This is a genomic window from Corynebacterium sp. HMSC036E10 (genome assembly GCF_001836265.1).
In the GTDB taxonomy this organism is placed as follows: Bacteria; Actinomycetota; Actinomycetes; order Mycobacteriales; family Mycobacteriaceae; genus Corynebacterium; species Corynebacterium coyleae.
Map to the genome: position 1 here is coordinate 3,332 of NZ_KV827998.1, position 24,119 is coordinate 27,450.

At 60.8% G+C, this 24,119-nt stretch carries 21 protein-coding genes; 8 read left to right on the forward strand and 13 right to left on the reverse strand.

Translation table 11 applies throughout. The annotated features are described in order from the left end of the window. Nucleotides 1-284, forward strand: a 284-nt coding sequence (locus HMPREF2736_RS11410; RefSeq protein ID WP_141761652.1) for a hypothetical protein, incomplete at its 5' end; no start/stop codon positions are given. Between the two features lie 45 nt (nucleotides 285-329). Here HMPREF2736_RS11410 and HMPREF2736_RS11415 read toward each other — a convergent pair. From HMPREF2736_RS11415 to groL, 10 genes are all read right to left on the reverse strand, one after another. Next, nucleotides 330-1,088 (reverse strand): hypothetical protein, encoded by a 759-nt coding sequence (locus HMPREF2736_RS11415; RefSeq protein WP_070829885.1) that lies wholly within the window; start codon nucleotides 1,086-1,088, stop codon nucleotides 330-332. 5 nt (nucleotides 1,089-1,093) lie between these two features. Further along, nucleotides 1,094-1,603 carry a hypothetical protein gene (locus HMPREF2736_RS11420; RefSeq protein ID WP_070829887.1) on the reverse strand — a complete coding sequence of 170 codons (510 nt, stop codon included), beginning with the start codon at nucleotides 1,601-1,603 and terminating at the stop codon, nucleotides 1,094-1,096. A gap of 484 nt (nucleotides 1,604-2,087) precedes the next feature. Further along, on the reverse strand, nucleotides 2,088-5,678 hold the full coding sequence (locus HMPREF2736_RS11430) for an LPXTG cell wall anchor domain-containing protein (protein ID WP_141761653.1): 3,591 nt from the start codon (nucleotides 5,676-5,678) through the stop codon (nucleotides 2,088-2,090). A gap of 34 nt (nucleotides 5,679-5,712) precedes the next feature. After that, the gene (locus tag HMPREF2736_RS11435; protein WP_070829893.1) at nucleotides 5,713-6,606 is read right to left on the reverse strand and encodes an LPXTG cell wall anchor domain-containing protein; all 894 of its coding nucleotides are present in this window, start codon (nucleotides 6,604-6,606) and stop codon (nucleotides 5,713-5,715) included. Then, nucleotides 6,606-7,514 (reverse strand): class C sortase, encoded by a 909-nt coding sequence (locus HMPREF2736_RS11440; protein ID WP_070829895.1) that lies wholly within the window; start codon nucleotides 7,512-7,514, stop codon nucleotides 6,606-6,608. Before HMPREF2736_RS11440 ends, HMPREF2736_RS11435 begins: the two co-directional genes overlap by 1 nt. Before the next feature lie 214 nt (nucleotides 7,515-7,728). Beyond that, on the reverse strand, nucleotides 7,729-9,450 hold the full coding sequence (locus tag HMPREF2736_RS11445) for a SpaH/EbpB family LPXTG-anchored major pilin (protein ID WP_070829896.1): 1,722 nt from the start codon (nucleotides 9,448-9,450) through the stop codon (nucleotides 7,729-7,731). Between the two features lie 458 nt (nucleotides 9,451-9,908). Next, entirely contained in the window at nucleotides 9,909-10,808 is a 900-nt protein-coding gene (gene ppk2, locus HMPREF2736_RS11450; protein ID WP_070422455.1) for a polyphosphate kinase 2, read from the reverse strand. Nucleotides 10,809-10,910: 102 nt separating this feature from the next. Continuing rightward, the gene (locus tag HMPREF2736_RS12470; RefSeq protein WP_167594467.1) at nucleotides 10,911-11,078 is read right to left on the reverse strand and encodes a hypothetical protein; all 168 of its coding nucleotides are present in this window, start codon (nucleotides 11,076-11,078) and stop codon (nucleotides 10,911-10,913) included. A 29-nt stretch (nucleotides 11,079-11,107) separates the two neighbouring features. Continuing rightward, entirely contained in the window at nucleotides 11,108-11,272 is a 165-nt protein-coding gene (locus tag HMPREF2736_RS12475) for a hypothetical protein (RefSeq protein ID WP_167617019.1), read from the reverse strand. A 400-nt stretch (nucleotides 11,273-11,672) separates the two neighbouring features. Next, complete coding sequence (gene groL / locus HMPREF2736_RS11455) at nucleotides 11,673-13,310, reverse strand: chaperonin GroEL (protein WP_070422454.1); 1,638 nt, start codon at nucleotides 13,308-13,310, stop codon at nucleotides 11,673-11,675. 225 nt (nucleotides 13,311-13,535) lie between these two features. On the opposite strand from groL, the gene HMPREF2736_RS11460 reads away from it, so the two are divergent. The 7 genes from HMPREF2736_RS11460 (at nucleotide 13,536) to HMPREF2736_RS11490 (ending at nucleotide 21,409) form a co-directional block, all read left to right on the forward strand. Next, on the forward strand, nucleotides 13,536-14,906 hold the full coding sequence (locus HMPREF2736_RS11460) for a dipeptidase (RefSeq protein WP_070829898.1): 1,371 nt from the start codon (nucleotides 13,536-13,538) through the stop codon (nucleotides 14,904-14,906). Nucleotides 14,907-15,066: 160 nt separating this feature from the next. Then, nucleotides 15,067-18,045, forward strand: coding sequence for a Na+/H+ antiporter subunit A (locus HMPREF2736_RS11465; RefSeq protein WP_070829900.1), 2,979 nt, complete (start codon nucleotides 15,067-15,069; stop codon nucleotides 18,043-18,045). Then, complete coding sequence (locus tag HMPREF2736_RS11470; protein ID WP_070829902.1) at nucleotides 18,046-18,507, forward strand: Na(+)/H(+) antiporter subunit C; 462 nt, start codon at nucleotides 18,046-18,048, stop codon at nucleotides 18,505-18,507. It abuts the gene before it with no gap. After that, the gene (locus tag HMPREF2736_RS11475) at nucleotides 18,497-20,209 is read left to right on the forward strand and encodes a Na+/H+ antiporter subunit D (protein ID WP_141761654.1); all 1,713 of its coding nucleotides are present in this window, start codon (nucleotides 18,497-18,499) and stop codon (nucleotides 20,207-20,209) included. The genes HMPREF2736_RS11470 and HMPREF2736_RS11475 overlap by 11 nt, the downstream gene beginning before the upstream one ends. Further along, the gene (locus HMPREF2736_RS11480; protein ID WP_180950054.1) at nucleotides 20,209-20,730 is read left to right on the forward strand and encodes a Na+/H+ antiporter subunit E; all 522 of its coding nucleotides are present in this window, start codon (nucleotides 20,209-20,211) and stop codon (nucleotides 20,728-20,730) included. The genes HMPREF2736_RS11475 and HMPREF2736_RS11480 overlap by 1 nt, the downstream gene beginning before the upstream one ends. After that, nucleotides 20,727-21,005 carry a monovalent cation/H+ antiporter complex subunit F gene (locus HMPREF2736_RS11485; RefSeq protein ID WP_070422450.1) on the forward strand — a complete coding sequence of 93 codons (279 nt, stop codon included), beginning with the start codon at nucleotides 20,727-20,729 and terminating at the stop codon, nucleotides 21,003-21,005. The genes HMPREF2736_RS11480 and HMPREF2736_RS11485 overlap by 4 nt, the downstream gene beginning before the upstream one ends. After that, complete coding sequence (locus HMPREF2736_RS11490; protein ID WP_070614382.1) at nucleotides 21,002-21,409, forward strand: monovalent cation/H(+) antiporter subunit G; 408 nt, start codon at nucleotides 21,002-21,004, stop codon at nucleotides 21,407-21,409. The genes HMPREF2736_RS11485 and HMPREF2736_RS11490 overlap by 4 nt, the downstream gene beginning before the upstream one ends. Before the next feature lie 18 nt (nucleotides 21,410-21,427). Here HMPREF2736_RS11490 and HMPREF2736_RS11495 read toward each other — a convergent pair whose 3' ends face one another. The 3 genes from HMPREF2736_RS11495 to HMPREF2736_RS11505 form a co-directional block, all read right to left on the reverse strand. Continuing rightward, the gene (locus HMPREF2736_RS11495) at nucleotides 21,428-22,558 is read right to left on the reverse strand and encodes a glutamate--cysteine ligase (RefSeq protein ID WP_070482319.1); all 1,131 of its coding nucleotides are present in this window, start codon (nucleotides 22,556-22,558) and stop codon (nucleotides 21,428-21,430) included. Between the two features lie 276 nt (nucleotides 22,559-22,834). Further along, entirely contained in the window at nucleotides 22,835-23,851 is a 1,017-nt protein-coding gene (locus tag HMPREF2736_RS12835; RefSeq protein WP_210399471.1) for a LytR C-terminal domain-containing protein, read from the reverse strand. Between the two features lie 50 nt (nucleotides 23,852-23,901). Then, the gene (locus HMPREF2736_RS11505) at nucleotides 23,902-24,108 is read right to left on the reverse strand and encodes a DUF3263 domain-containing protein (RefSeq protein ID WP_070422446.1); all 207 of its coding nucleotides are present in this window, start codon (nucleotides 24,106-24,108) and stop codon (nucleotides 23,902-23,904) included. Nucleotides 24,109-24,119 lie beyond the last annotated feature (11 nt).

Genomic DNA, 24,119 nt, shown 5'->3' on the forward strand with positions numbered 1-24,119 from the left:
GGGTGGAGTCCTACTGGTTCCCCGAAACCGACCTCTGCTCCGTCGGCGCCGGCGCCATCGTCGGCCCCGGCACCGTCGTGCAAACGCACCTGTTCCAGGACCGCGTGATGTCGCTGGACACCGTCACCATCGAGGCGTCGGCCACCCTCGGCGCCCACTCCGTCTCCCTGCCGGGCTCCGTCATCGGCGCCGGCGCGACAGTCGGGCCCGGCTCGCTGGTCATGCGTGGCGACTCCGTCCCCGCCAACACCGTCTGGCAAGGCAACCCCGTCGAGCCTCGGTAGGGGTGAGCTTCGCCCCTTTCGCGGAAGTCGGGGTCCGATCCCGACTCATCGCTTCTCGGGAGGCAAACGCGGCTGAATCAGCTCAGGTACTGATATAGGCCCCCGGGGACGCAACCGTCTGATCTCTTGAAGAGCCTCGCTCCAATGTTCCTGGTCCAAGGGCAGCCAATTTTCAATGTCGGACATGTAGGAACTCGAGAGAATGTTGTTTACCGCAACTCGCTCAGATTTTGTCAGCTCTCGTTTTACTTCCGTCCTATTAGCGCACGCCAGTAGTGCGAGCGCATCTTGAACGTGACGTTCACGGTTTCCATCGGCGAGCCGGAGGGCGTGGCCCTTTATTGAGATGGCAGACCAAACGTTTGGCAGGCGGACCGCCCGCTCGTCACTAACCGGTACCTCCAGAACATCCTTGAGCGTCCCATCCGAAAGGATGCCGAGTGCTGATTTGGACCCGGGGCACTTTACGATGTTGTACCCGCGCCATCGGTTGGGCGTATTTTCACTGTCTTTCCCCATCACATCAACACGAAATCCCTGGCCACTGAGAAACTGGTGAAGGAACCCTTCTCTAGTTAGTGGCAAGACTGGCTCGTATCCGCTTTCCTCCAATTTTTGTGCCACACTGCCCAGAGTCGAATGGTTGACCGGATCCACGACTATGTCGACATCTTCTGTTGGCCTGGCGTAGCCAACCTCATTCAACGCGCAGTGCAGGTGGGTCATCGCCCCGCCAACGAGCAACCAGTCTTCCCCATCAAGCGCAGACGCAACCTTGAGGAGCAACAGACGAACGTGGTCCATAGTGGCTACGCTACAAGTGTCGAGTGCTCTACCACATATGCTCGGACCGCCTGTTGCAGCCGAGCATCCCCAAGCATGTAAGCATCAGCGAGAGCTTGTTGCTCAGTGCAATCTGTTTCCCTGATGAGGACACCTACACGGGATGTTTGATTACACAGCCCATAGATCCCCGCATCGATCAGCTCGTCTCGCGAAGATGCTTGCACATACCGGCGTCCCCCTGGCGCAAGCCCCATTTTCCGGGTGTCCAGTAGTCCTGCCTCAGCCGGCCGGAATTGATCCACGAGGTTGAAATAGGTCGGTTCGACATAAACGAGATCCCAGGCAACAAACGATTGCTCAGCGCCGAAAAGCCTAGTGAACTCCTCGGAGACGAATCGAGACAGCGCTTGCGCGAGCATGAGGTTAATGGTTCCGTGCTCATCCAACACTGCGCGTCCGCTCTTGACCACACGCCTCATGTCTTCTAAATCTGCGTGGAAGTTTTCGGCAGCTTGCTCCAACGTAACCCTCACCTCGCACCTCCTCACTTACGGACATAGGGGACGAACCACTTCTCAGGGCTTTTGCCTGAGCCTAGTGGTTCGATCTGCACCTTTCTAGTCCCCGTTCTACGAATTTCTCGAGGATCACTGTCAATCGGGCTCGGTGTAGACCCGTCTCGTTGTTCTCGGCATCTAAGGCATGCACTAGCAGCGGTTCCTCAAGGCTCCGCCGATGCTCAATGAAATCACCGCTTCCCTCGACCCCGAAATCGTCCGCGAGGTTCTCGACGTGGTCGTCGGCCTCGCCCGGGACGGCATGACCATGGTTGTGGTTACTCACGGGATGGCATTCGCTCGCGTTGCTGCAGGTCGCGTCATAGATATTGCGCCTACTGAGGGCTTTACCCCCGAAGTCGCAGCGCGCACACCTCGACAAATTAGTATTCTGAAGGGCAGAAAAAGCGCAGGGCGTTGTGGTTACGCCCAGCGCTTTGGTTGTGTCCCCGCTACGCGGTTAGACCGCTACTTTGCGACGTCCCACCAACACACCAGCAGCGATGAGCGCACCGCCGAACAGGATCGGCAACTGCAGGCCCACACCACCAGTCTTAGGCAGGTCGCCCTGGCGGACGTTGGCGACTTGGAGGTATCCGGTTGCTGCGTCGAACTTGTCCGGGCGCTCGGTCCATAGTCCAGCGCCCACAACCTCGCTAGTCCAGTTCTCACCGTCACGGATCTGAACTACAGAGCCGTCTTCGCCAGCAACGATCTGGAACTCAACCGGCGCGACCAGGAGTGAGTAGCTTTGGCTGTTCTTGGTCGGTGCCTGCGTTTCGACGAGGTAATACGGCTTCGACACTGCGAGCTTCGCCTCAGTCTTGTACGTTTGAGATGCCTCGTCCCAAGCCACTGCGAACGGACCATCGCCTTCACGGTCGGAGCGCACCTCAAACTTCGCGTTAGAAAGCACGGACTTGTCGGTAGCGTCAAGCTTTTCGAGCTCGAGCTTCACAAACTCGTCTTTCGGCTCGTAATTGTCGAACACACACGTCACGTGGGAGTAGCCCGGGATATCGACATTGATCCCATTCTCTTTATTACTGGAGATCGGCAAGTTAAAACTCGTTTTGCTGTCTTCCGTCTCCCGGATGGAGCACACAGCGTTTGCACCGTCGCGCTGGAAAATGCGATACGGATCTTTCTGAGTCTCAACGACCGAGAAGGTCGCGTGGTCTTCGTTCACTGTCCGCCAACGAACCTTGCCGTCGTCGCCAGTGATCCCAACCGAGTTAGACTTCAACGTACCGTCACCCGTATCAAGGACGTTTTCGTTTCCAGCGTTGACTGTGAATGACCAGTCCTTAGCTTGTGCGTTTTCAACCGAACCATCGGCGTTGACGATGCGCTTTTGGACAGTGAACGTGCCTTCACAATCGTTCTTGAGGCCAGTGGCCAGGGATTTCAACTGCTCCGTGAGTTTTGAGTAACCCTCCACTCGGATGGTGTCACCATCGCCAGAGATGTCCTCACCCATTTGCTTGACTTCCCTGAGTCCATGGGACCACGCATTCGGATCCTTGGTGATATCTTCGCCTTTGAAAAAGTGCCAATAGCCCTCTCTCTTCGCCTCTTTTTTCTGTGCCTCTTCAATGTTGACGATGATCTCGTTACCGGGGTATTTATATGTAGCCCGCGGATAGTCACCGGGGTTCCTTGCCCCAATTCGTTGAAAACGAACCCGCCCTGGATCAAGGGATCCTGTAGCACCATTCGGAAGCGCGTTTCTCAAAACGTAGTCCCTGGTAACGGTGTTTCCAGCCTTCAAGGTCAAATCGACCATTAGCGGGACGATTCGTGTTCCATCAGATTTGAGCGCATTTGCCGCGATAATGGCTTGGTTAAGCGACTTCTCCTGGACATAAGCACCAGTGCCATCCTCGCCTGCCTTTTGCCAGCCGGTGTCGTCCCAGGTTGGCATGCCATCGGTAATGAAATACACCACGTCGTAGTTCTGATTCTGGACTGCTTTCAGCCCGGCCTCCCAGTTTGTGGCGCCTTCACTTTTGTCTTTTTCGGTGGGGTCTCTCCACTTCGCGATTGCGTTCTTTACTGTCTGGACACCTTGCGGATCCTGGACTGAGACCGCCTCAGTGTCGGTACCGGCTGTTCGGGAGAAGTGGTAAATACCCACCTCAGTAGGCGTTCCTGCTAACGCGTCTACCATCGCGGATGCAGCTGTTCTGCTAGCTTGAAAGCCATTTGTGTCTGCGTACTTCAAAGAAGTCGAAAGGTCCGCGACAATCGCAACCTTCAATCCACACTTTTTCGCGAGCTCCGGGTTGGGAAGACGCTTCACAAGCCAATTTTCATCGGTCGGTCGCGGAAGCGGAGTCGGTTCCGTCACCTTACGCGGGACCTGAGTCCCCTTCACCGTGATAGTCGCGTCAATGTTGTTCGGCTGGTCGGTGAACCGCGTAGTTGCTGCGAGAGTCGCGCCTTTCTCAACAAGCGCACTATCGATTCGCTTACCGTCCTTGACCGGGAACACCTCGAAAACTACCGAATCTTTCGTTGCAGAAATCACTCGACGGTCGAGATCGACCCCGCTCTCGAGCATGTCGATGTGAAACCCGTACTGCTCGACCGCCAAAACGCTATTTGGCGCCTTTACCTCAACCACCGCTCCAGAAAAATTGGATCGCTGATCGAACTTGGCAGTCGTCTGGTAAGGATTTGCTCCCGTGGTGTTGACTTCGCTGAGCGTCATCGGATTCTTGGGATCAGTCTCTGAGACGACACGGAAAGTCGCATTACCAATGGTCGTCTCACCTTGAACAACTGACTCCGGTTCCGGCTCAGGTTCCTCCGTCGGAGAGGTCTCCGGCGGTGTGGGTTCCGTAGGAATCCTGAAGGAGCCGTAGACCTCCACTGCGTAACGCTGGCGGAGGGTATCCAGGTTGTCGACCCAGGCAGGGACACCATCGATACCAACCTTTATGGAGTCCTGTCCCGAATAGATGATGAGCTGCTGAGCCACTGGCGATTCACCAGTTTCTGGGTTGAAAAAGGCTGCCTCGAAACCCTTTATGCGATTCTTCTCGTTCTTAAGTTCCGTAGCATCTTTGAAATAGAACTGCTCATCAGCTGCGTCGTTCTTGACGATCATCGCCCTGTTGTTCGGTTTGCGGGTGTTGTCCTCAATATTGCGGACGACAACACGCGTGATCCTGATGTCTCGTCCTACCTGGTCAGGGTGCTCGCCGGTTGGTCGAACTTCGAGGTACGGCTCCGTACCAATATTCTCAAACTTCTGTCGGCCGGTACCGACGATCTCAGAGTTGAGCCGAACTTCCTCGGACCATTTGGTGTCATTCGCTGCACGTGCCTGGCCGTCGTTGGCCAGGGTGGCAGCGCGAGCAGCCTGTGGATTCTGGCCATAACCGGTTGCTGCCAAAGCGCGCGCAGTCGGGACTTCGTCGCTCTCTGCAATGGTGTAGGTCGCATCGTCGGTCGCGCGGACCTTTACCTCGATGTGCTTCGGCGGTACCACGTCCAACGCGTTCATGTCGAAGGCGATGTAGCCGCCCTCGGCGTTGTTGGTGAAGCCATAGCTCTCCGGATCGAGATTTTTGCCGTCGGCAGTAAGCGTCAGGATCTCTTCAATTTCGCCATCGCCGATTCGCTTGATTCCGAAGATGTCTTCCGGCGAAGCTTTGCCGCCGAACTGCCATGCTTCGCCTGTGGGGTCGTCGATAGTGATTGTGTCAACCGCACCGAAGCGGGTGGTTTGTACGGGAGCTTTCTCTGCTACGGAAGGCTGCGTCGCGCTCACCGGTCCGGTGGTCTGTGCCGCCGGAGCCACTGTTTCCGCAACATCAGTTTCGGACACGGCAGTTTCTGCAGAAGCAATCTCCGACGCCTCCACGTTCTCCGAGGCCACAGCACTCTCAGCCGTAGTCGCAGTAACGCTCGTCTCCTGCGCGTCGACCGGGTAGGAGCCCAGGCCGGCGGCGAGCGCCAACGAGGCGACCACAGCAGCGACTCCACGAACGGAGCGACGGGTGCGCGAGCTCGCAGTGGCTGCAGGCTTCATAATGTTTCGCATAATCCTTGTTCCTAAATCCGCTTATCTACCGTGTTTACGATTCGTTTTTGCTTCGCCGGGCCAGCACGAACCCGATCAAGATCAGCAGTCCGCCGAGTCCCGCCGCCCACAGCACGTTCGCGCCAGTGGAGGCGAGGTCGCCGCCCCGGGTGTTATCTGCTGGTTTGGTCACTGTGGTCACGGAGCTGGTTCGCGTGGTCACCACGGTGGTGGAGCCGTCGGGCCTGGTGGTGGTCAACGTGGTCTTGACCGGGGTGGTCACCGTGGTCACGGTGCTACCCGGAGGAGTCGTTTTCCGGGTGGTCGGCGTGGTTTTCGTCGTCGGCTCGGTTGTTGCCGGGGTCGAGGTCCCCGGCGTTGGCGTCGGGGGTGTGGTTGGGGTCAGGCCGCCGTCGTCGTCCCACTTGGTCACTACGACGTTTTCGTAGGTGAACCGCTCGCCCTTCACATCGCCCAGCGGCAGAATGATCAGTTGGGGGCTGGAGACGTGGTACTCGCGGTCGTCGTCAGGCGCCTGCTCCTCCAACAGGTACAGGCCGGCGCGGAGGCCGGTGAACTGTACCGCGCCGCTGGCATCGGTCGTTTTCTTATCGACGACACCAAGCCCCCTCTCACGCGCCTTTTCCATCGTGAGGTTCTTGGCGCCTTCGCGGCCTTCCTCGGTGGTCACGTCGATGTCGTTTACGCGGGAGAGCACGAACGTGGCGCCTTCGATGGCTGGTGGTTTCGCGCCGGCGGGGACGTCGTCGTAAGGGTTGGTGGCCGTCTTCTTCACCAGCAGGGAGATGGCGCGGTTGGTGTCCACGCTGTCGGCGGCGATGTTTTTGTCGTTGCCGGAGACCACGCGGGCGTCGGCAGCCGGCATGAATGCGCCGGTGGCCAGGATGGATGCCGCGCCAAGAGTCGCGACAATCTTCGAAGCTCGCATTAGGACTGAACCTCCTTGTTCATAGCGTCCTTGCGGTCGCTCTTCTTCTTTTCGCGGATGATCCACCAGATCAGGGCCAGCAGCACCAGCAGGGAGACGGCGCCAAGGGCCCACATCCACCACTGGACGGTGGACGTGGATTCGTCGAGAATCTGCGCCTCGTCCGGGTCCATCGGCACACGCTCGGCGTGGACCAGCAGACGGTGCGTATTGATGCCGTACGGGGTGCAGGTGACCAAGGTGAGCAGGTCACGGTTGGCTTCGGCGCGCAGGCTGTCGGTCTCGTCCGGGAGCACAACCTCGATGTCGTACACCTTGTACTTCATGCGCTCACCGAATGTGGAGACGTAGATGGCGTCGCCGATTTCGACGTCCACGAGGTCGTCGAAAAGCGTTGCAGTCGTAAGGCCCGTGTGACCGGTGATCACGGAGTGGAAGCCTTTGCCGCCGGTCGGCAGCGCGGAGCCGTACAGGTGGCCGAGGCCCTTTTGCAGGGTGTTTTCGCTGGTGCCGTGGAAGACGGGCAGGCGGACGTCGATAGACGGGATCGCAATTTGCGACATCGCCGACACCCCCGCCAACTGCGCCTCATACGCCTTGTACTCAGCGTTGTCTTCACTGATGCGCGCAAGCCACGGGTCCAGAATCGGGCCGTCGGTATGCGCGCGGTTGTACGCGATCGCAGCCTCGTACGCACGGTTGACCTGCTCCGGCGGTGCCGCCTCGAGCTGGTCTTCGTACATCTTCGCCACCTGCTCCTGCACACGGTTGTTCCACTGGGTGGAGATCACCGGGTACATCAGCACCGTCAGGCCAACGAGGATGATGAGGACAGGCAGCGCCACACGCTGGAAGAACGACTTCTGCGCCGGCTGCTTCCGGTGCCTCGCCTTCACTGCTGTGCTCACGTTGCTGTCCTCTCTGGGGCCATCGCTTATCGACGACAACCCTTTCCTTCAAAACTGGAGCAGGAATTTAACGCCCTCCTGCTGGCGGGCGTGCGCCCCGGTTTGGGTCTGTGTTTCTGTTTAGGTCCGGTTCCGGGGCGCCTTCCGGGCTAGCCCTCTTTGGTGAGCTCTAGCCCTGGAGTCCGCTTATGCGTTTGCGCTTATGCGTTCTTGCTTATGCGGACTGGGAGTTGCGACGTGCCGCGTAAACACCGCCGCCAATGATGGTCAAGCCTGCAAGTGCCATGATCAGCACACCCATACCACCGGTGTTCGGCAGGAACGGAACGTTGCGCTTGAGGTTGTTGATCGCCACACCGTTCATGATGACCGTGCCGTCATCGGTGTAGTCACCGTGCTGCAGATCGGTCTTGGTGGTGAAGTCCGCAGGCTGGGCACCCTTCTTGGTCTCGCGCTTCAGGTCGAGCGGGTAAACCTTGTTCTTGTCAAAGGTGTAGCCAGCCGGAGCGTCGGTCTCACGCAAGCAGTACTTACCCGGATCGACGATCTCTTCATCATCTGCGTAGTCGGTGACGTGCAGACCCTCAAATGTGAAGGTGCCATCATCGCCGGTTACGCCCTCGGCAAGTGCCTTGCCGTCGAAAGCAGTGCCCTCGGAGTTGCACTTGCCGACCTCGAACTTCGCGCCCTTAAGCGCGGTACGCTTGCCGTTTTCCTCACCGGTCTTGAACACCTGGATGTTGCCGAAGTAGGAAACAACCTTGTCGTTCGGGGTCTCGTTCGGCGGGGTGTCCCCCGGCGGATCGTTCGGCGGGGTCTCCGGCGGTACCGGCTTGAACCCCGCTTCGTCCTTCGAAGTACGGAAGTACTCACGGACAGAGTTCTCAACTTCCTGATTCTTCTTCGAACCCTCGAGAAGTTTAGCTTCCACGGTTGCAACAACCTTGTCGCCCGGCTTCAGAAGAGAAGAATTAACGCCAATGAAGAATCCGTCGTTTGCATCCGAGGCGAAATCTCCATCTTTCTTGGAGCCAAAGCCCTTATCCTGAGCGACAGCAAAGTTTGGCTTCTCAACCTTGGTTTCGCCGTCGGCGTTCACGATCTTGACCGTGATGCTATCCAGATTCGGCGTGATCTCAGTGTTGTTATATGCATCGCGAAGGCCGAACCAATCAAGCTTCTCGCCTTCCTTCGCCGAAGGAACTACGCCGGTGAGCGTGTAGGTAATGTTCTCCTGATTCAAGGCGTGCTTGTCTTTATCGACGACAGCCTTCTCCGCGCGTGCGAAGGAGTTCTTCGGGTACACGTTGACGTTGGAGATCCATTCCTTGCCAGTTGGATCGGTCATCGGCAGGAACACAATGAATGGGTCAGCCGGTACGAGGGTCTCGGTTCCGTTCTTCTCGAAGCCTTCATCGGCAGGCAGCCCGCCATCATGCTTGGTCTCCGTAACCAAGTAGGCGCCAGCGGGGAGGTTCTCAAATTTTGCCTGCCCCTGACCTGCGGTTGCTTTATCCTGAGGCGGTACCGCGTTATCGAAGTCAAGCTCAAACCCGGACTTATCGGCGCCAGCCTTGTTGTAATCCTGGGTGAGTTTCGCCAGTCGGTTGAACTCCTTCTGATCCCGAATGTCACCCTTGAGCTTCTTGATCTCAAACGTGACACCGTTCAACGCGCCACCGGAAATTTGCTCATCTTCCTGGCCGGTTCCGATGCGCAGCTCAGTCGGGTTGTAGCGCTTGTTCACCGTAAGGGAAAAGTTGTCACCCTCCGGAATCGTCGAGGACTCAGCAAGCTGTTCGGTCGCACGCGCCGTCGGAGCAGTCGCGTTGGTCGTCTGCGCCAGCGCGTCCTGCGCGGCGATGCCGGCGGAACCGGCGAAGGTGAGGCCGGCGGCGATTGCGATCGCGGCGGTCTTCTTCATGGCAATTGCCATAGTGGTGGTCCTTTCGGAGAAGTAATTGTCGCTGGGCCCTATCGGTCAGCGAGAGAAGTCTGTTCGCACGACGTGTCCTTCGTGCGATTCTTCTGGGCCCAGCCTGGGCGCCATCGTAAAGTTTATTTGGTTGCACAACTTAAGTAAAGCGCAAATATGGGCCGTTTCCCCTCGCTAAGGATGGTTTCAGGCAAGTTTCCAAACCTTTGCGTTAGCTGCGAAAAGCGAGCTGGCCTTACAGGCAAATGACACCGAAAAACGGGTGTTCGACATCACATATAGGGGGGGGGGGAGATGTTCGACACACTTTTTGCGTGAGTTTTTCAAGGGATTTCTTAGCAACCGCGCTAACCGCGTCAAACACTCCCCACCAGCACGTTTACCCCGCTATGCAAACACATGAAAAAGACCCTCTGCGCCGGAATCCCGGGGCAGAGGGTCGTCGCTAAGCAGGGACTCTAGTCGCCGATCTGGTCACGGCCGCGCTTAACGATCAACGGGTCGGGCTCGCCAACCACGTCGTGGTCCTTGTTCGTGTACTCAAACTTGGACAGGATGTAGCGCATCGCATTCAGGCGAGCGCGCTTCTTGTCGTTGGACTTGATGGTGATCCAGGGGGACTCGTCAGTATCCGTGTAGCGGAACTGCTCCTCCTTCGCGCGGGTGTAGTCCTCCCACTTATCCAGCGACGCCAAGTCCATCGGCGACAGCTTCCACTGACGCACCGGGTCCACCTGGCGGATAGCAAAGCGGGTGCGCTGCTCCTTCTGGGTCACCGAGAACCAGAACTTGGTCAGCGAAATGCCGGAGCCGAGGATCATGTTCTCCAGCATCGGCACCTCACGCAGGAACTCGGCGTGCTGCGACTCGGTGCAGAAACCCATCACACGCTCAACACCGGAACGGTTGTACCAGGAACGGTCGAAGAACACGATCTCGCCCGCAGCCGGGAAGTGCTCAATGTAGCGCTGGAAGTACCACGACGTGCTCTCACGTGGCGAAGGCTTCTCCAACGCAACGGTACGAGCACCACGGGGGTTGAGGTGCTCGTTAAAGCGCTTGATGGTGCCACCCTTACCGGCGGCGTCGCGGCCCTCGAAAATAATGATGTGGCGCTGACCAGTATCCTTCGTCCAGTTCTGCCATTTCAGCAGCTCAATCTGGAGCGCGCGCTTCTCATGCTCATACTCATCGCGGGAGAGGCGCTCATCGTACGGGTAATTCTCGCGCCACGTCTGAATCGCAGTGCCGTCCGGCATCAGCAGCACCGGATCGTCTTCATCGGTGTCGTCCACAACCCAGCCTTCGGTCTGGGCGAGGTCGATCATCGGCAGTTCGTCATCCTTGTGGTCAGCCATACCACTCATTCTATTCCGCTTTGCCCCGCTGCGCTGGGAAAGCCCCCGAATAACAAAAAATGCCCCGTCGCACGTAGCGACGAGGCACCTCAGAAGTCGGTCTTATGCAACCAGACCAACGAGGTCGGCGAGAGCGCCTGCGAGGACGCCGAAGTTGCCAAGCAGCTCAACGAGAGCGCCCGGGATACGGGTAACCTCAGTAGCGGTGCCGTTCTCAACGCCGAGACCGGTGCCGGAGGAAAGTGCAACCCAGTTGTACAGTGCTTCCATGATGTTTTTCTCCTAGTTAAGAGGTGTGCTTACTTAGCTTCTGCAGCCGGCTTCGGGGTGACCTTCTTGCCGGTCGCCTTCTCAGCGAACGTCAGCAGAGACTCCGGGGTCTTGGTGAAGATCTTCTCGATCGCGGTTGCGAACGTCTTGAAGTCCTTGAGCGCCTTCTGGATGACCTTGAGATCTACAGGCATTACATGCTCCTAAAAGTTAGGTGCCAGTCTGTGTCTGGCTTTACTGACAGGTACTGACACCCATCGGGCGTCAGGGAGTTATTTTGCCATAGGTAACGATTACGTCAAGGGAAACTGCAGAATTGTTTTCAATGCTGACAGATATTTTTCAACACCTCACGTTTACCAAAACGTAACCATATTTCAGCTCTATCTCCTACCTGCCCAAATTCAATAGAAGAAGTAAACGTCATATGAATTCGATGACGACTGTATAGACCATTCAGCACCGAAAATCGCGACGGAAACGCCACAAACCGGAAGTGGATGTGGGGAACTACACCTATTCAGGGGGTCGTCGACAAGCAATTGCGCAAAAGAAAAACGCGCCCCGAAGGACGCGTCTCTCAACAAGCGGGCGTTACATCATGCCCATAGCCTCCGGGTCCATGCCCGGGTTCGCACCAGCCGGCTCCGGCTTATCAGCCACAACCGCCTCAGTGGTCAAGAACAGCGCAGCGATGGACGCAGCGTTCTGCAGCGCAGAACGGGTCACCTTCGCCGGATCCGCAATGCCGTTAGCCAGCATGTCGACGTACTCGCCGGTCGCAGCGTTCAGACCCTCGCCATCCGGGAGGTTGGCAACCTTGTCAGCCACCACGCCCGGCTCCAGGCCAGCGTTCAGCGCGATCTGCTTCAGCGGAGCGGACAGGGCCTCGCGGACGATCTTCACGCCCGTAGCCTCGTCGCCCTCAAGGCCGAGGTCGCCCTCGAGCTCGTTGGCAGCCTGCAGCAGAGCCACACCGCCACCAGCGACGATGCCCTCCTCCACAGCAGCCTTGGCGTTACGCACAGCATCCTCAATGCGCAGCTTCTGCTCCTTGAGCTCCACCTCAGTAGCAGCGCCAACCTTGATCACCGCAACGCCACCAGCCAGCTTGGCCAGGCGCTCCTGCAGCTTCTCGCGGTCGTAATCGGAGTCAGAGTTCTCGATCTCAGCGCGGATCTGCTTCACACGGCCGTCGATCTGCTCCTGCTGACCAGCGCCCTGCACGATCGTGGTCTCATCCTTGGTCACCACAACCTTGCGAGCCTGACCCAGCAGCTCAACGCCAGCGGTCTCCAGGGACAGGCCGACCTCTTCGGAGATGACCTGGCCGCCGGTCAGGATCGCCAGATCCTGCAGCATTGCCTTGCGACGATCACCGAAGCCCGGAGCCTTCACAGCCACAGACTTGAAGGTGCCGCGGATCTTGTTCACAACCAGTGTGGACAGGGCCTCGCCCTCAACGTCCTCGGCGATAATCAGCAGCGGCTTGCCGGACTGCATAACCTGCTCCAGCACCGGCACAAGCTCCTTGACGTTGGAGATCTTGCCGGACACCAGCAGGATGTACGGGTCCTCGAGCACGGCCTCGCCGCGCTCCATGTCGGTAGCGAAGTAAGCGGAGATGAAGCCCTTGTCAAAGCGCATCCCCTCCGTGACCTCGAGGTCCACACCAAACGTGTTGGACTCCTCGACCGTGATCACGGACTCCTTGTTCACCGCACCGTTGCCAACGGCGTACATTGCCTCGGCGATCTTCTTGCCGATCTCCGGGTCAGAAGCGGAGATACCAGCGGTGGAAGCGATCTCCTCCTGGGTCTCAACTTCCTTTGCCTGATCCAGCAGGTACTTGGATACCTTGTCGGTGGCAGCCTGGATGCCACGCTTGATGCCCATCGGGTTGGAACCAGCCGCAACGTTGCGCAGGCCCTCGCGCACGAGCGCCTGGGCGAGAACGGTAGCGGTGGTGGTGCCGTCACCGGCGACGTCGTCGGTCTTCTTGGCGACTTCCTTGACCAGTTCCGCACCGATCTTCTCGTACGGATCCTCGAGGTCAATCTCGCGAGCGATGCTCACGCCGTCGTTGGTAATCATCGGAGCGCCCCAAGACTTCTCCAACACCACGTTGCGGCCCTTCGGGCCCAACGTGACCTTTACAGCGTCAGCCAGGGTGTTCAGGCCGGTCTCGAGGCCGCGACGTGCTTCCTCATCAAATGCAATCATCTTTGCCATGTGAGTGTGTCACTCCTTATATATAGGCGTACGTGGACGATCACTCAGTTCGTCGGTGCAAGCAGGCGCCCGCGACGGCACGGCTGACGAGTGGTCTCAGCCTCACCCGCTCTTCTTCGTTTATTTGGCACTCGGTTGAGATGAGTGCCAGCCACATTTTTAGCACTCTCGGGGGTTGAGTGCAAGAGACGCAGGGGCTGGCTCGGTTGCTGCTAGCGTAGTGCCATGACTGACGCACAGAACAGCACAAGCAACAGCACAGCAACCTACGCACCACAGCGCGACCGGATCTTCGCGGATCTGTCCAAGTTGGTGTCCTTTAACTCCCCGCACTCCACCCCGGCCCTGAAGGACGAGCACGAGGCAGCGTGTGTGTGGACGGTCGAGGCGCTCAAGGACCTCGGCTTCGAGGTCACCCGCTACCCGACGGTGGACGACGCGGACACCATCGTCGCTACGAAGCCGGCGAAGAACGGCATGCCGACGGTGCTGCTGTACTCGCACTACGACGTCGTCCCGGCGAACGACCCGGAGGCGTGGACGAACGACCCGTTCGAGCTGACCGAGCGTGACGGCCGCTGGTACGGGCGCGGCGCCGCGGACTGCAAGGGCAACCTGGCCATGCACCTGGAGGCGCTGCGCCTCGTTGAGGAAAACGGCGGCACGGACCTGGGGCTGAAGGTTGTCGTCGAAGGCTCCGAGGAGCTCGGTGGGGATGACGGTCTGGGCAAGTTGATCGTCGACAAGCCTGAGGTGTTTGAGGCGGACGCGATCCTGATCGCGGACTCCGGCAACGTGGCCGTCGGTGTGCCGACGCTGACCACCTCCCTGCGCGGCGGCGCCCAGATCAACGTGACGGTGGAAACGCTCAAGGGCGCGATCCACTCCGGCGGTTTCGGCGGCGCAGCTCCGGATGCGGCGCACGCGCTGATGGTCATTGCAACATCGCTTTTCGACGAGCACGGCCGCACCACCATCGACGGCGTGGACACCACCGCGAAGTGGGACGGCGACCCGTACGATCCCGAGACGTTCCGCGGCGATGCGACCGTCCTGGACGGCGTGGAACTGCTGGGCACCGCAGACGACAACCCGGCTGACCTGGTGTGGGCACGTCCGGCAGTGACCATGATCGGCTTTACCTCCACCCCGGTTGCAGAAGCGATGAACGCGGTGAACCCGCGCGCGGAAGCACAGTTCAACCTGCGTGTTCCGGCTGGCCAGGACTCCGCCGAGGTGGCGGAGAAGATGGTAGAGCACATCAAGGCGCACACCCCGTGGGGAGCCAAGGTGGACGTACAGGTCAGTGGCGTGAATCAGCCGTTTTCTACGGATGTGGAAGCGGAGGCCGTCGCAAAGCTTGGGCAGTGCCTGAAGGACGCATACGGCGCAGACGAGCTGGCTGTCGTAGGCACCGGCGGCTCGATCCCACTGACCATCACCCTGCAGGAGCAGTTCCCCAACGCGGAGATCGCACTGTACGGCGTGGAGGAGCCGCTGTGTGGCATTCACGGTGTTGACGAGTCCGTCGACCCGACCGAGATCGAACATGTGGCCATCGCCGAGGCGATGTTCCTGCAGCAATACGGGAAGTAAGAAAAATTCGCTACAGTGGCAAAAAGACGGCCGCGCCACTGGTGTTGACGCGTTGTATCTTGTTGCCGCGATGAGCAAGTTATTTCTGTGTGAACTGGAAACCCCCTGAGGTTAGGCGCGCCAACGGTACGACCGACCTCAAAGGAGGGCTGCCAGAAACGTGCTCACGTTACTTCTTGCGCTCACGGCTGCCAGCGCCATCGCCCCGGTGCTGCTGCGCAGCATCGGCCGCTCGGCGTTCGCCCTACTGGCGTTGGTGCCGCTCGGCGGCTTCCTGTGGGTGGTCAAACTCTTCGCCGACGGGGTGTTCCGCGACGGCGGGGAGATCGTTTCCACGTTCACGTGGATGCCATCGACCAACCTCAACTTAGAGTTTCGCCTCGATGCCCTAGCAGCGCTCTTTAGCCTGATCATCCTGGGTGTCGGGGCGCTTGTGTTGTTCTACTGCTGGGGCTACTTCGACTCGAACCCGCGCAGGCTGGCCAAGTTCGGGTTTGAGCTCAGCGCCTTCGCCATGGCCATGTACGGCTTGGTCATCTCGGACAACTTCCTGCTCATGTACGTGTTCTGGGAGTTGACCTCGATCCTGTCGTACATGCTGGTGTCGTATTACGGGGAGCGGGCGACCTCCAGACGCGCAGCCATGCAGGCACTGATGGTCACCACAATGGGTGGCCTGGCCATGCTGGTGGGCATCAACCTCCTAGGCTTCAACGCCGGCATCTGGCGTCTGTCCGAGGTGTCCCAGATCGCCGACATCGAGGGCACCCCGGCGATCTCCGCGGCAATCGTGCTGATCATGCTGGGTGCGCTGACCAAGTCCGCCCAGGCCCCGTGGCACTTCTGGTTGCCCGGCGCGATGGCGGCGCCGACGCCGGTGTCGGCGTATCTGCACTCGGCGGCGATGGTCAAGGCGGGTATTTATCTCGTCGCTAGGCTTGCGCCCGACATGTCGGCGGTGACCACGTGGCACCTGCTGGTGCTGTCTACGGGTGGGTTCACCATGCTGCTGGGTGGCTGGATGGCGCTGAAGCAGCGCGACCTGAAGCTGGTGCTGGCGTACGGCACGGTGAGCCAGCTGGGCTTCATCATCACGGTGATCGGCGTGGGGTCGCGTGAGGCCGCGATGGCGGGGCTTGCGATCACGTTCGCGCACTCGCTGTTTAAGGCCGCGCTGTTCATGATTGTGGGCACGATCGACCACGCCACCGGCACGCGCGACATCCACGAACTGTCGGGGCTGGGCAAGAAGCAGCCGTTGTTGGCGGGGTTGGCCATTGTGTCGGCTGCGTCGATGGCTGGCATCCCGCCGCTGTTCGGGTTTGTAGCCAAGGAAGCCGCGCTGGAGATGATCCTGCACGAGGAGTTGCTCACCGGTATGCCGGGCAGGATCACGCTGGTAGTGATGGTCGCTGGTTCCATCCTGACCATGGCGTACTCGCTCTACTTCCTGCACGGTGCCTTTGCGACGAAACCAGAGCACGACCGCAAGCCTTCCGAAGCCGTGCGCGACATGCACCGGGTGGGCCCCACACTGTGGCTCTCCCCCGCCATCCTGACCGCCGGCACGATCGTGTTTGGCCTGGTGCCGGCGCTGCTGTCGGACCCGATCAACAACCACCTCGACGCGCGCTTCCCCGACGTGGAAGGCGAAACGCTCGCGCTGTGGCACGGCATCAACGTGCCGCTGATCCTGTCTGCGGTAATCATCACTGCGGGCGCGATCATGTTCTGGCAGCGCGACCTGGTGGCAAAGGCCCAGTTTGAACAGCCCGCGCTGGGTAACGCCAACGCCGTCTACGACACCATCCTGAGCAAGCTGCACCACTGGTCGATGCGCCTGACCGCGTCCACCCAGCGTGGTTCGTTGGCGATCAACCTGGGTGTCATCTTTGCCACGCTGATGGTTGTGCCGTTGGCTGCGCTGATCCTGGGGGCGTCGAACAACATCCGCATGATCGTGTGGGAAAACGTCTGGCAAGGCCTGATCGTGATCATCATGGCGGGCATGGCGTTCTTCGCCACCCTGCAGCGCAACCGCCTGTCTGCCGTGGTGATGGTCGGCATGACCGGCTACTGCCTGGCCATGATCTTCGCGCTGCACGGCGCACCGGACTTGGCGCTGACGCAGGCGCTGGTGGAGACCATTGTGATGGTTATCTTCATGCTGGTGCTGCGCAAGATGCCCACAGAGGTCGAGCCGCGTCACGACGACAACCGTCTCCGCGCCTGGCTCTCCATCGGCACCGGCGTATCAGTGGTGGTCGTGGCCATGACGGCGATGTCCGCACGCGTGGCCGAGCCGATCTCCACAACCATGCCGGAGCTGGCGTACGAAATCGGTCACGGCCGCAACACCGTCAACGTGCTGCTGGTGGACCTGCGTGCCGCCGATACGCTCGGTGAGATCACCGTGCTGGTCATCGCCGCAGTGGGTGTGGCCAGCCTGATCTTCGGCACCGGCAAGTTTGAAACCCAGTCACGCCGCCCGACCCTGCAGACCACAAAGGCCCGCTGGTTGGCCTCCGGCGTGAACGACGAAACCGCACAGAACCGCTCCCTGATGGTGGAGGTTGCCACCCGCATCCTGTTCCCATCGATGATGCTGCTGTCGGCGTACTTCTTCTTCTCCGGCCACAACGCCCCAGGCGGCGGGTTCGCAGGCGGCCTTGTCGCCGCACTCGCGCTCACGCTGCGCTACCTGGCGGGCGGTCGCAAGGAGATTGAAGCAACCCTGCCGGTGCACCCAAGCAAGGTGCTCGCCGCTGGCCTGCTGATGTCCGCCACTGCGGCGGTCGTGCCCATGTTCTTCGGCAACCCGCCACTGACCTCTGGGTACGCCACGTTCAGTCTGCCGCTCATCGGCGAGTTCGACGTCCCATCCGCCCTGCTTTTCGACGCCGGCGTCTACGCCATCGTCGTCGGCCTCATCATGCACGTGCTGGCCTCCATGGGCGCCCACATCGACCTCGAAGAAGAGTCCCGTAAGCAGCGCGCCCGCGACCGCGCCATCGAACTGCAAGAGAAGAACCGCAGGCGCCGCGAACAGCAAAAGCGTGATCGCCTGCAGCGGTTTGATGAGCGGGCGGCGGTGTCGTCGGCAGGGTCGTCGTCGATTAGCAAGAGCTCGGAGAAGTAAATGGAAGCGAACCTGTTCTTACTCATCGGCTCGGGCGTACTCATCGCGTGCGGTGTGTACCTCATGCTGGACAAAGCAATGACGCGCATGATCATGGGCGTGCTGCTCATCGGCAACGGCGCGAACTTGCTGTTGCTGCAATCCGGCGGCCGGGCGGGCTCCCCGCCGATCATCGGACGCGACTCCGAAGCCGTCGCCGACTCCGCCGACCCGCTGGCGCAGGCGATGATCCTGACCGCCATTGTCATCTCGATGGCCATGGTCGGATTCATGCTTGCGCTCGCATACCGCCAGTACCGCTACCGCACCGACGACGTGGTCGAACGCGACGAAGAGGACCGCGCAATTGCGGTGCGCCCAACCACGCCGACGGGCGACCGCGACGAAGAAGAAGCAGCCGGCAAGGCAGCCACGGCAGCATCCTTCGAGGAGCCGGTCAAGGCGGTGGACCGTGAAAAATAACCTGTTCGCCCTCGCCGACTGGGCCCTGCCCGCAGTGCCCTACCTGACGGTGCTGATGATTCTGCTGCCGCTCATCTCCGCGGCGTTCATCCTGGTGTTCCGCGGTGTGAACCTGCAGCGCTTCATCGCCCTGCTGACCCTGGCCACGCTGACGGTCATGTCGGCGGTGCTGATCATCGTCGCGGACACCCACGGCATCCAAACGGTGCAAATGGGCGGCTGGGAGGCGCCGATCGGGATTACGTTGGTGGCGGACAGGTTGTCGTCGATAATGTTGTTCGTCTCCTCGATCGTGCTGGTCGCGGTGATGTGGTACGGCATCTCCCAAGGCCTGCGCGATGGTGACGACGACGACCCAATCGCCGTGTTCCTCCCCTCCTACATGCTGCTGAGCATGGGCGTGAACCTGTCGTTTTTGGCCGGCGACCTGTTCAACCTGTACGTCGGGTTTGAGATCTTCCTCGTCGCCTCATACGTGCTGCTCACCCTTGGTGCGTCGCCGCAGCGCGTGCGCGCTGGCATCGGTTACGTGATGGTGTCCATGGCGTCGTCGATGGTGTTCCTGTTCGCGCTCGCACTCGTGTACGCGTCCGTGGGCACCATGAACATGGCGCAGGCGGGCATCCGCATGGAAGACGTGCCCACCGGCACCAAGGCAGCAATCTTTGCGACGATCCTCATCGCCTTCGGGATCAAAGCCGCCGTCTTCCCCCTGGACGCCTGGCTGCCGGACTCCTACCCCACCGCCGCCTCCATCGTCACCGCCGTGTTCGCAGGCCTGCTGACCAAAGTCGGCGTGTACGCGATCATCCGCATGCGCTCCACCGTATTTACCGACGGCTCCCTCGACTCCATGCTCATGTGGGTCGCACTGCTGACCATGATCGTGGGCGTGATGGGCGCGATCGCCCAAAACGACATCAAACGTCTCATGTCCTTTACCCTGGTCAGCCACATCGGCTACATGATCTTCGGCGTGGCCCTCGGCTCCGTCGCAGGCCTATCCGGCGCGATCTTCTACGCCGTCCACCACATTCTGGTGCAGACGTCACTGTTCCTGGTGGTCGGTCTCGTGGAAAGGCAAGCAGGCTCCGCGCAACTGCGCCGCCTCGGCTCCCTGCTGTACACCGCGCCCGTGATTGGCGTGCTGTACCTCGTCCCGGCGCTCAACCTCGGCGGCATCCCGCCTTTGTCCGGCTTCCTGGGCAAAGTCATGCTCATCCAAGCCGGTGCCGAAGACGGCTCCTGGCTCGCCTGGACCCTCATCGGCGGCGCAGTGGTCACCTCGCTGCTCACCCTGTACGCCATGATGAACGTCTGGTCCAAAGGCTTCCTGCGAGATCGCGCCGACGCCCCCGAAGGCGACGTCGTCCTCGCCCGCCCCGCCAACCTTGCCGAGCGCGGCGAGACCGTCTCTGCCGGCGAACGCGACGACGTCGGCCGCATCCCCGTCGGCATGTTCCTCTCCACCGCACTGCTGGTACTCACCTCCACGTCGATCACGTTCCTGGCCGGTCCGATCTCCAACATCACCGACCGCGCCGCCCAATCCGCCCAAGACGTCACCATCTACCGCAGCGCAGTACTTATCGACGACCCCACCCAAGCCACCCGCAACCTCGACGCATTCACCGAACCCACCGACTCCCAAGGCGGGCACGACTCGCTGATGAACCGTCGCAACCAGGAGGTGCGTAACTGATGAGCCTGCTCACCGGTATAAAAAACCGCATGCGCCCCGCCTACATTGCGTGGCTGACCTTCATGTGGGTCCTGCTCATGGGCGAAGTGTCCTGGGGCAACGTCGCCGCCGGCCTCGCCTTAGGCGTCGTCATCGTGCTGGCCCTGCCGCTGCCGCGCGTCCCCCGCAGCGGAAACCGCATCCACTGGCCACGCCTGATCGCCTTCGTCGGCATCTGGCTGTGGGACCTCATCGTCGCCTCCGCCAAAGTGGCCTGGCTCTCGCTGCGGCCCCAACCCCAACCCAAAAACGCGATCCTGCGCGTGCCCATGCGCGTCAGCAACGAATTGGTGTTCTACCTGGCCACCTGCGCCTACAACCTGCAGCCCGGCGGCACCGTCACCGACATCGACCTGGCCAACCGCGAATGGACCATCCACGTCCTCGACGCGTCCACCCCGGCCGACATCGAACGCGAAATTGCCAACGTAGCCACCCTGGAACGCCAAATGATCGGGATCTTCGAAAGCAGGAGCAAATGAACGAAACGATCTACAACGTCTTCCTCGCCATAGCCGCCATCTTCATCTTCGCCGGCTTCTTCATCCTCGCCTGGCGAGTCATCGTCGGCCCCGACTCCCTCGACCGCGTCCTAGCTAACGACGGCATCACCGCCTCCCTCCAGTGCGCCCTCGCCCTCTACATCTGCTGGACCTTAGACACCACCGTGGTCAACGTGATGATCGTCATCGCACTCCTCGGCTTCATCGCCTCCCTGTCCGTCGCCCGCTTCCGCAAGAGGGATGGTTCCCTATGATCACCGACATCATCTCCCTGATCTTCATCCTGCCCGGCGCGTTCATGGTCTTCTCCGCCGCCGTCGGCACCGCACGCTTCAACTCCACCCTCGCGCGCGTCCACGCCATCACCAAACCCCAAACCACCGGGCTCGTCCTGTTCATGATCGGCACCATCATCCGAGTCACCACCGCCGAAGACTTCGGCGTCCACGAAAAAGGCGACATCGGCATCATGATCCTGCTGGTCATCTTCGCCCTAATGACCAACCCCGTCACCGGCCAACGCCTCGGCCGCATCGCCCGACGCGAAGGCCTCTACGGCGAAGAAGGCCAACTCACCCGCAACGATCGCCCCGCCAGCTACCACCCCAAGCGCATCAACCCCAACAAGCCCACCGAAACCGAACGGCCGGCGGGCTAAGGGCTGGCTGCTACGGCGCTACGGCGTGAGTTCCCACATTTCGTCGCAGGTCGCGTCCACAACCGCCTTCCAATCACCCGTGCGCTGGTAAATCTCCCGCTGGCGCTGGTAGCCGGCGCCACGCTCGACGATCTCGCCGACCAGCCGTAGCTCGTCGAGGCAGTTGAGGTCTTGGGCCGTGGGCGTGAGTTCGTCGATAAGCAATTGCAGCTCGTGCTTAATCCAGTCCTCGTCCGTATCGCGGCTAGTGATCACGAGCGCGTCCATGCCATAGCGAGCGCCGCGCCACTTATTCTCCGCGACGTGCCACTGCTGCAGGGTGGGCAGGGACTCGCCGCGATCGAGCATCCGGTCGTAGTGGACCACGAGACAGTGCGTGAGCGCCACGACCGCGGCGAGCTCGCGCAGGTTAGACGTGGCATCCGAAATGCGAACCTCGATCGTGCCCCACTTCGCGGCCGGACGGACATCGAAATGCATCGAACCCGTGTGATTAATCACGCCCGAAGTCTGCTGATCGCGCATAAACGCAACCCACTCATCCCAATCCTGGAACTGATACGGCATACCCGCGGTGGGAAGCTGCTGGTAAAGCATCGTGCGGTTCGAAGCGTAACCCGTATCGATACCGTCCCAACCCGGGCTCGAGGCGCTTATCGCGAGCAGGTGCGGGTACTTCGTCATCACCGCATTAATGATCGGCCACACCTTGTCCTCATGACTGATCCCAATGTGGCAGTGGATACCCCACAACAACATGTGCTGACCCCAATACTGGGTGCGATCCGCGATCTCCTGATACGTGTTCTTCGGACTCAACGGATTCGTGCGGAAATCCGAAAACGGGTGGCCGCCGCTCGCCCACAGGCGGAGGTTCTTCTCATCCGCGACCTCCTTGATCGCTTTGAGGTCGCGCTGGAGGGCGTCGACCGCCTCCCTGGTATTCGTGCAGATCGGCGTGACAAGCTCGATCGTGTTCTGCAGAAACTCCGGCTCCAGGTGCACGTCCGGATTGCGCTTCTGCACCTCCTCGATCACCTCAGCCGCACGCGGCACAAGGTCGCGCGTTTCCGGGTCGACGAGACAAATCTCCCACTCGACACCGAGGGTAGGGGCGGCCGACCTGGCAAAATCGCGAAACGGATCCATAGTCAGCCAGCCTAACCGCTTCGGTTCCCGGGACTGGCATGGCGAAGCGGTTTATATGCGGGGCGGTGCTGTTGGGGTTCCGCCTTCCACACAGATGGTGAGGACGCAACGGAGAGCTTGCCGATTTTTGGCCATCTTCACCCTTGCATTCTCACCATGTGTTGGGGTGGTGCCGGGGTGGTGTCGTCGTAAAGCTAAACGGCGCCTCCTACACGGCATATTTCGCCAATTTTCGACGAAATGCACCGTGTAGGAGGCGCCGTTTGGAGGCTAAAACTAGCCGGCGAGGACGACCGCGACCGCACTGCGGTTATTCGCGGCCTGCTCCGGAAGGCCGACGGCGCCCTCCGGGATGTCATTCTTCGCGCGGGCGGTGCCACCGACGCGGCGGGCGATGTCGGCAGCGACCTGCTCAGCACCCGGGGTAGCCGGGTCGAAGAACACGTAGGTCTCCGGGAAGATGCCGTACTGCTGCTCAGGCATGTTCATCGTCGCAGCGTCCTGGGACTGATTAGCGACGTTGAACTGACCCTTAAGCTGGTCCGCCGTGCGATTAGCCAGGTCAGCGATGCCAGAGTTGTTGTAGACGAAGACCTGCGCGCTCGCATTGTCGAGCTGCGCGCCCTGCGGGGCCGGAGCCGGAGCCGGTGCCGGGGTCTCGGCGTTCGGGTCTTGCGCGTTGGGGTCTTGCGCGTTGGGGTCCTGGGCCTGGTCGCCTTCGCGCTGTTCGGCGTTCGGGTCCTGCGGCGCGTTCGGATCCTGGGAGGCGTTGGGATCCTGGGCGCCCTGGCCCTGGCCCTCGCCAGGCTGGGCCGCGGACGGGGCGGCCTCGGCGGTAGCGGAGGTGGAGGTTTCGGACGAGGCGGAGGATGCGGCGTTGTTGTCGTCGCCCTTCTGGGTCATCGCCCACAGGGCCCAGAGCAGCAGCAACGCGGCGACGGCGATAAGGATCATGGCGAGGCCACGGCGAGGCAGGCCGCCTTGGGCGGCAGCGGCGCCCGCACCGGCGCCCGCGCCAGCACCGGCTCCAGCAGCGGCGCCGCCAGCGGTGACGGCGGTCGAGCCGGCACCAGCACCTGCACCAGCACCGGCACCGGCACCGGCGGCGTAGCCTGCGTACGCCTCGTCGTAGGCCTCGTCATAGTCATAGTCGGCGTCGTCGTCGCGACGGTGCGCGCCGCGGTATTCCTCGGCGGGTGCGTCGGTGGGGGTGTCGTCGATAATTTCGGCGTCGAGGGGCTCGTCGCCCACGTTGTCGTAGCGGGGGTCGTTGCCATACTGATCTTTAGTCACAGCAGCAACAATAGCCACACCTGGTGAGGGAAGGGAGGCAACACACCGGGTTAGGCGTCGCGAAGCCTTTGCAATCGCCGCACCAACTGAGGCTCCGCCGCAAGCGCCTCGGGATTATCCAAAAGGACGTTGAGGCGCTGGTAGTAGCGGATCGGCGTCATGCCAAGTTCAGCGCGGATGGCGTCCTCGCGCTTGCCGAGGGACCGCGGGGCGCGCGCGGCGAAACGGAGCACGGCGAGGTCGGTGTCGGAAAGCATGCCTAATATAT

Excerpts from the sequence above, each read along its gene's own strand:
- HMPREF2736_RS11415 (WP_070829885.1), bottom strand. The coding sequence starts at position 1,088 with ATGGACCACGTTCGTCTGTTGCTCCTCAAGGTTGCGTCTGCGCTTGAT.
- HMPREF2736_RS11430 (WP_141761653.1), bottom strand. The coding sequence starts at position 5,678 with ATGCGAAACATTATGAAGCCTGCAGCCACTGCGAGCTCGCGCACCCGT.
- HMPREF2736_RS11435 (WP_070829893.1), bottom strand. The coding sequence starts at position 6,606 with ATGCGAGCTTCGAAGATTGTCGCGACTCTTGGCGCGGCATCCATCCTG.
- HMPREF2736_RS11445 (WP_070829896.1), bottom strand. The coding sequence starts at position 9,450 with ATGGCAATTGCCATGAAGAAGACCGCCGCGATCGCAATCGCCGCCGGC.
- ppk2 (WP_070422455.1), bottom strand. The coding sequence starts at position 10,808 with ATGGCTGACCACAAGGATGACGAACTGCCGATGATCGACCTCGCCCAG.
- HMPREF2736_RS12470 (WP_167594467.1), bottom strand. The coding sequence starts at position 11,078 with ATGGAAGCACTGTACAACTGGGTTGCACTTTCCTCCGGCACCGGTCTC.
- HMPREF2736_RS12475 (WP_167617019.1), bottom strand. The coding sequence starts at position 11,272 with ATGCCTGTAGATCTCAAGGTCATCCAGAAGGCGCTCAAGGACTTCAAG.
- groL (WP_070422454.1), bottom strand. The coding sequence starts at position 13,310 with ATGGCAAAGATGATTGCATTTGATGAGGAAGCACGTCGCGGCCTCGAG.
- HMPREF2736_RS11460 (WP_070829898.1), top strand. The coding sequence starts at position 13,536 with ATGACTGACGCACAGAACAGCACAAGCAACAGCACAGCAACCTACGCA.
- HMPREF2736_RS11470 (WP_070829902.1), top strand. The coding sequence starts at position 18,046 with ATGGAAGCGAACCTGTTCTTACTCATCGGCTCGGGCGTACTCATCGCG.
- HMPREF2736_RS11480 (WP_180950054.1), top strand. The coding sequence starts at position 20,209 with ATGAGCCTGCTCACCGGTATAAAAAACCGCATGCGCCCCGCCTACATT.
- HMPREF2736_RS11485 (WP_070422450.1), top strand. The coding sequence starts at position 20,727 with ATGAACGAAACGATCTACAACGTCTTCCTCGCCATAGCCGCCATCTTC.
- HMPREF2736_RS11490 (WP_070614382.1), top strand. The coding sequence starts at position 21,002 with ATGATCACCGACATCATCTCCCTGATCTTCATCCTGCCCGGCGCGTTC.
- HMPREF2736_RS11495 (WP_070482319.1), bottom strand. The coding sequence starts at position 22,558 with ATGGATCCGTTTCGCGATTTTGCCAGGTCGGCCGCCCCTACCCTCGGT.
- HMPREF2736_RS11505 (WP_070422446.1), bottom strand. The coding sequence starts at position 24,108 with ATGCTTTCCGACACCGACCTCGCCGTGCTCCGTTTCGCCGCGCGCGCC.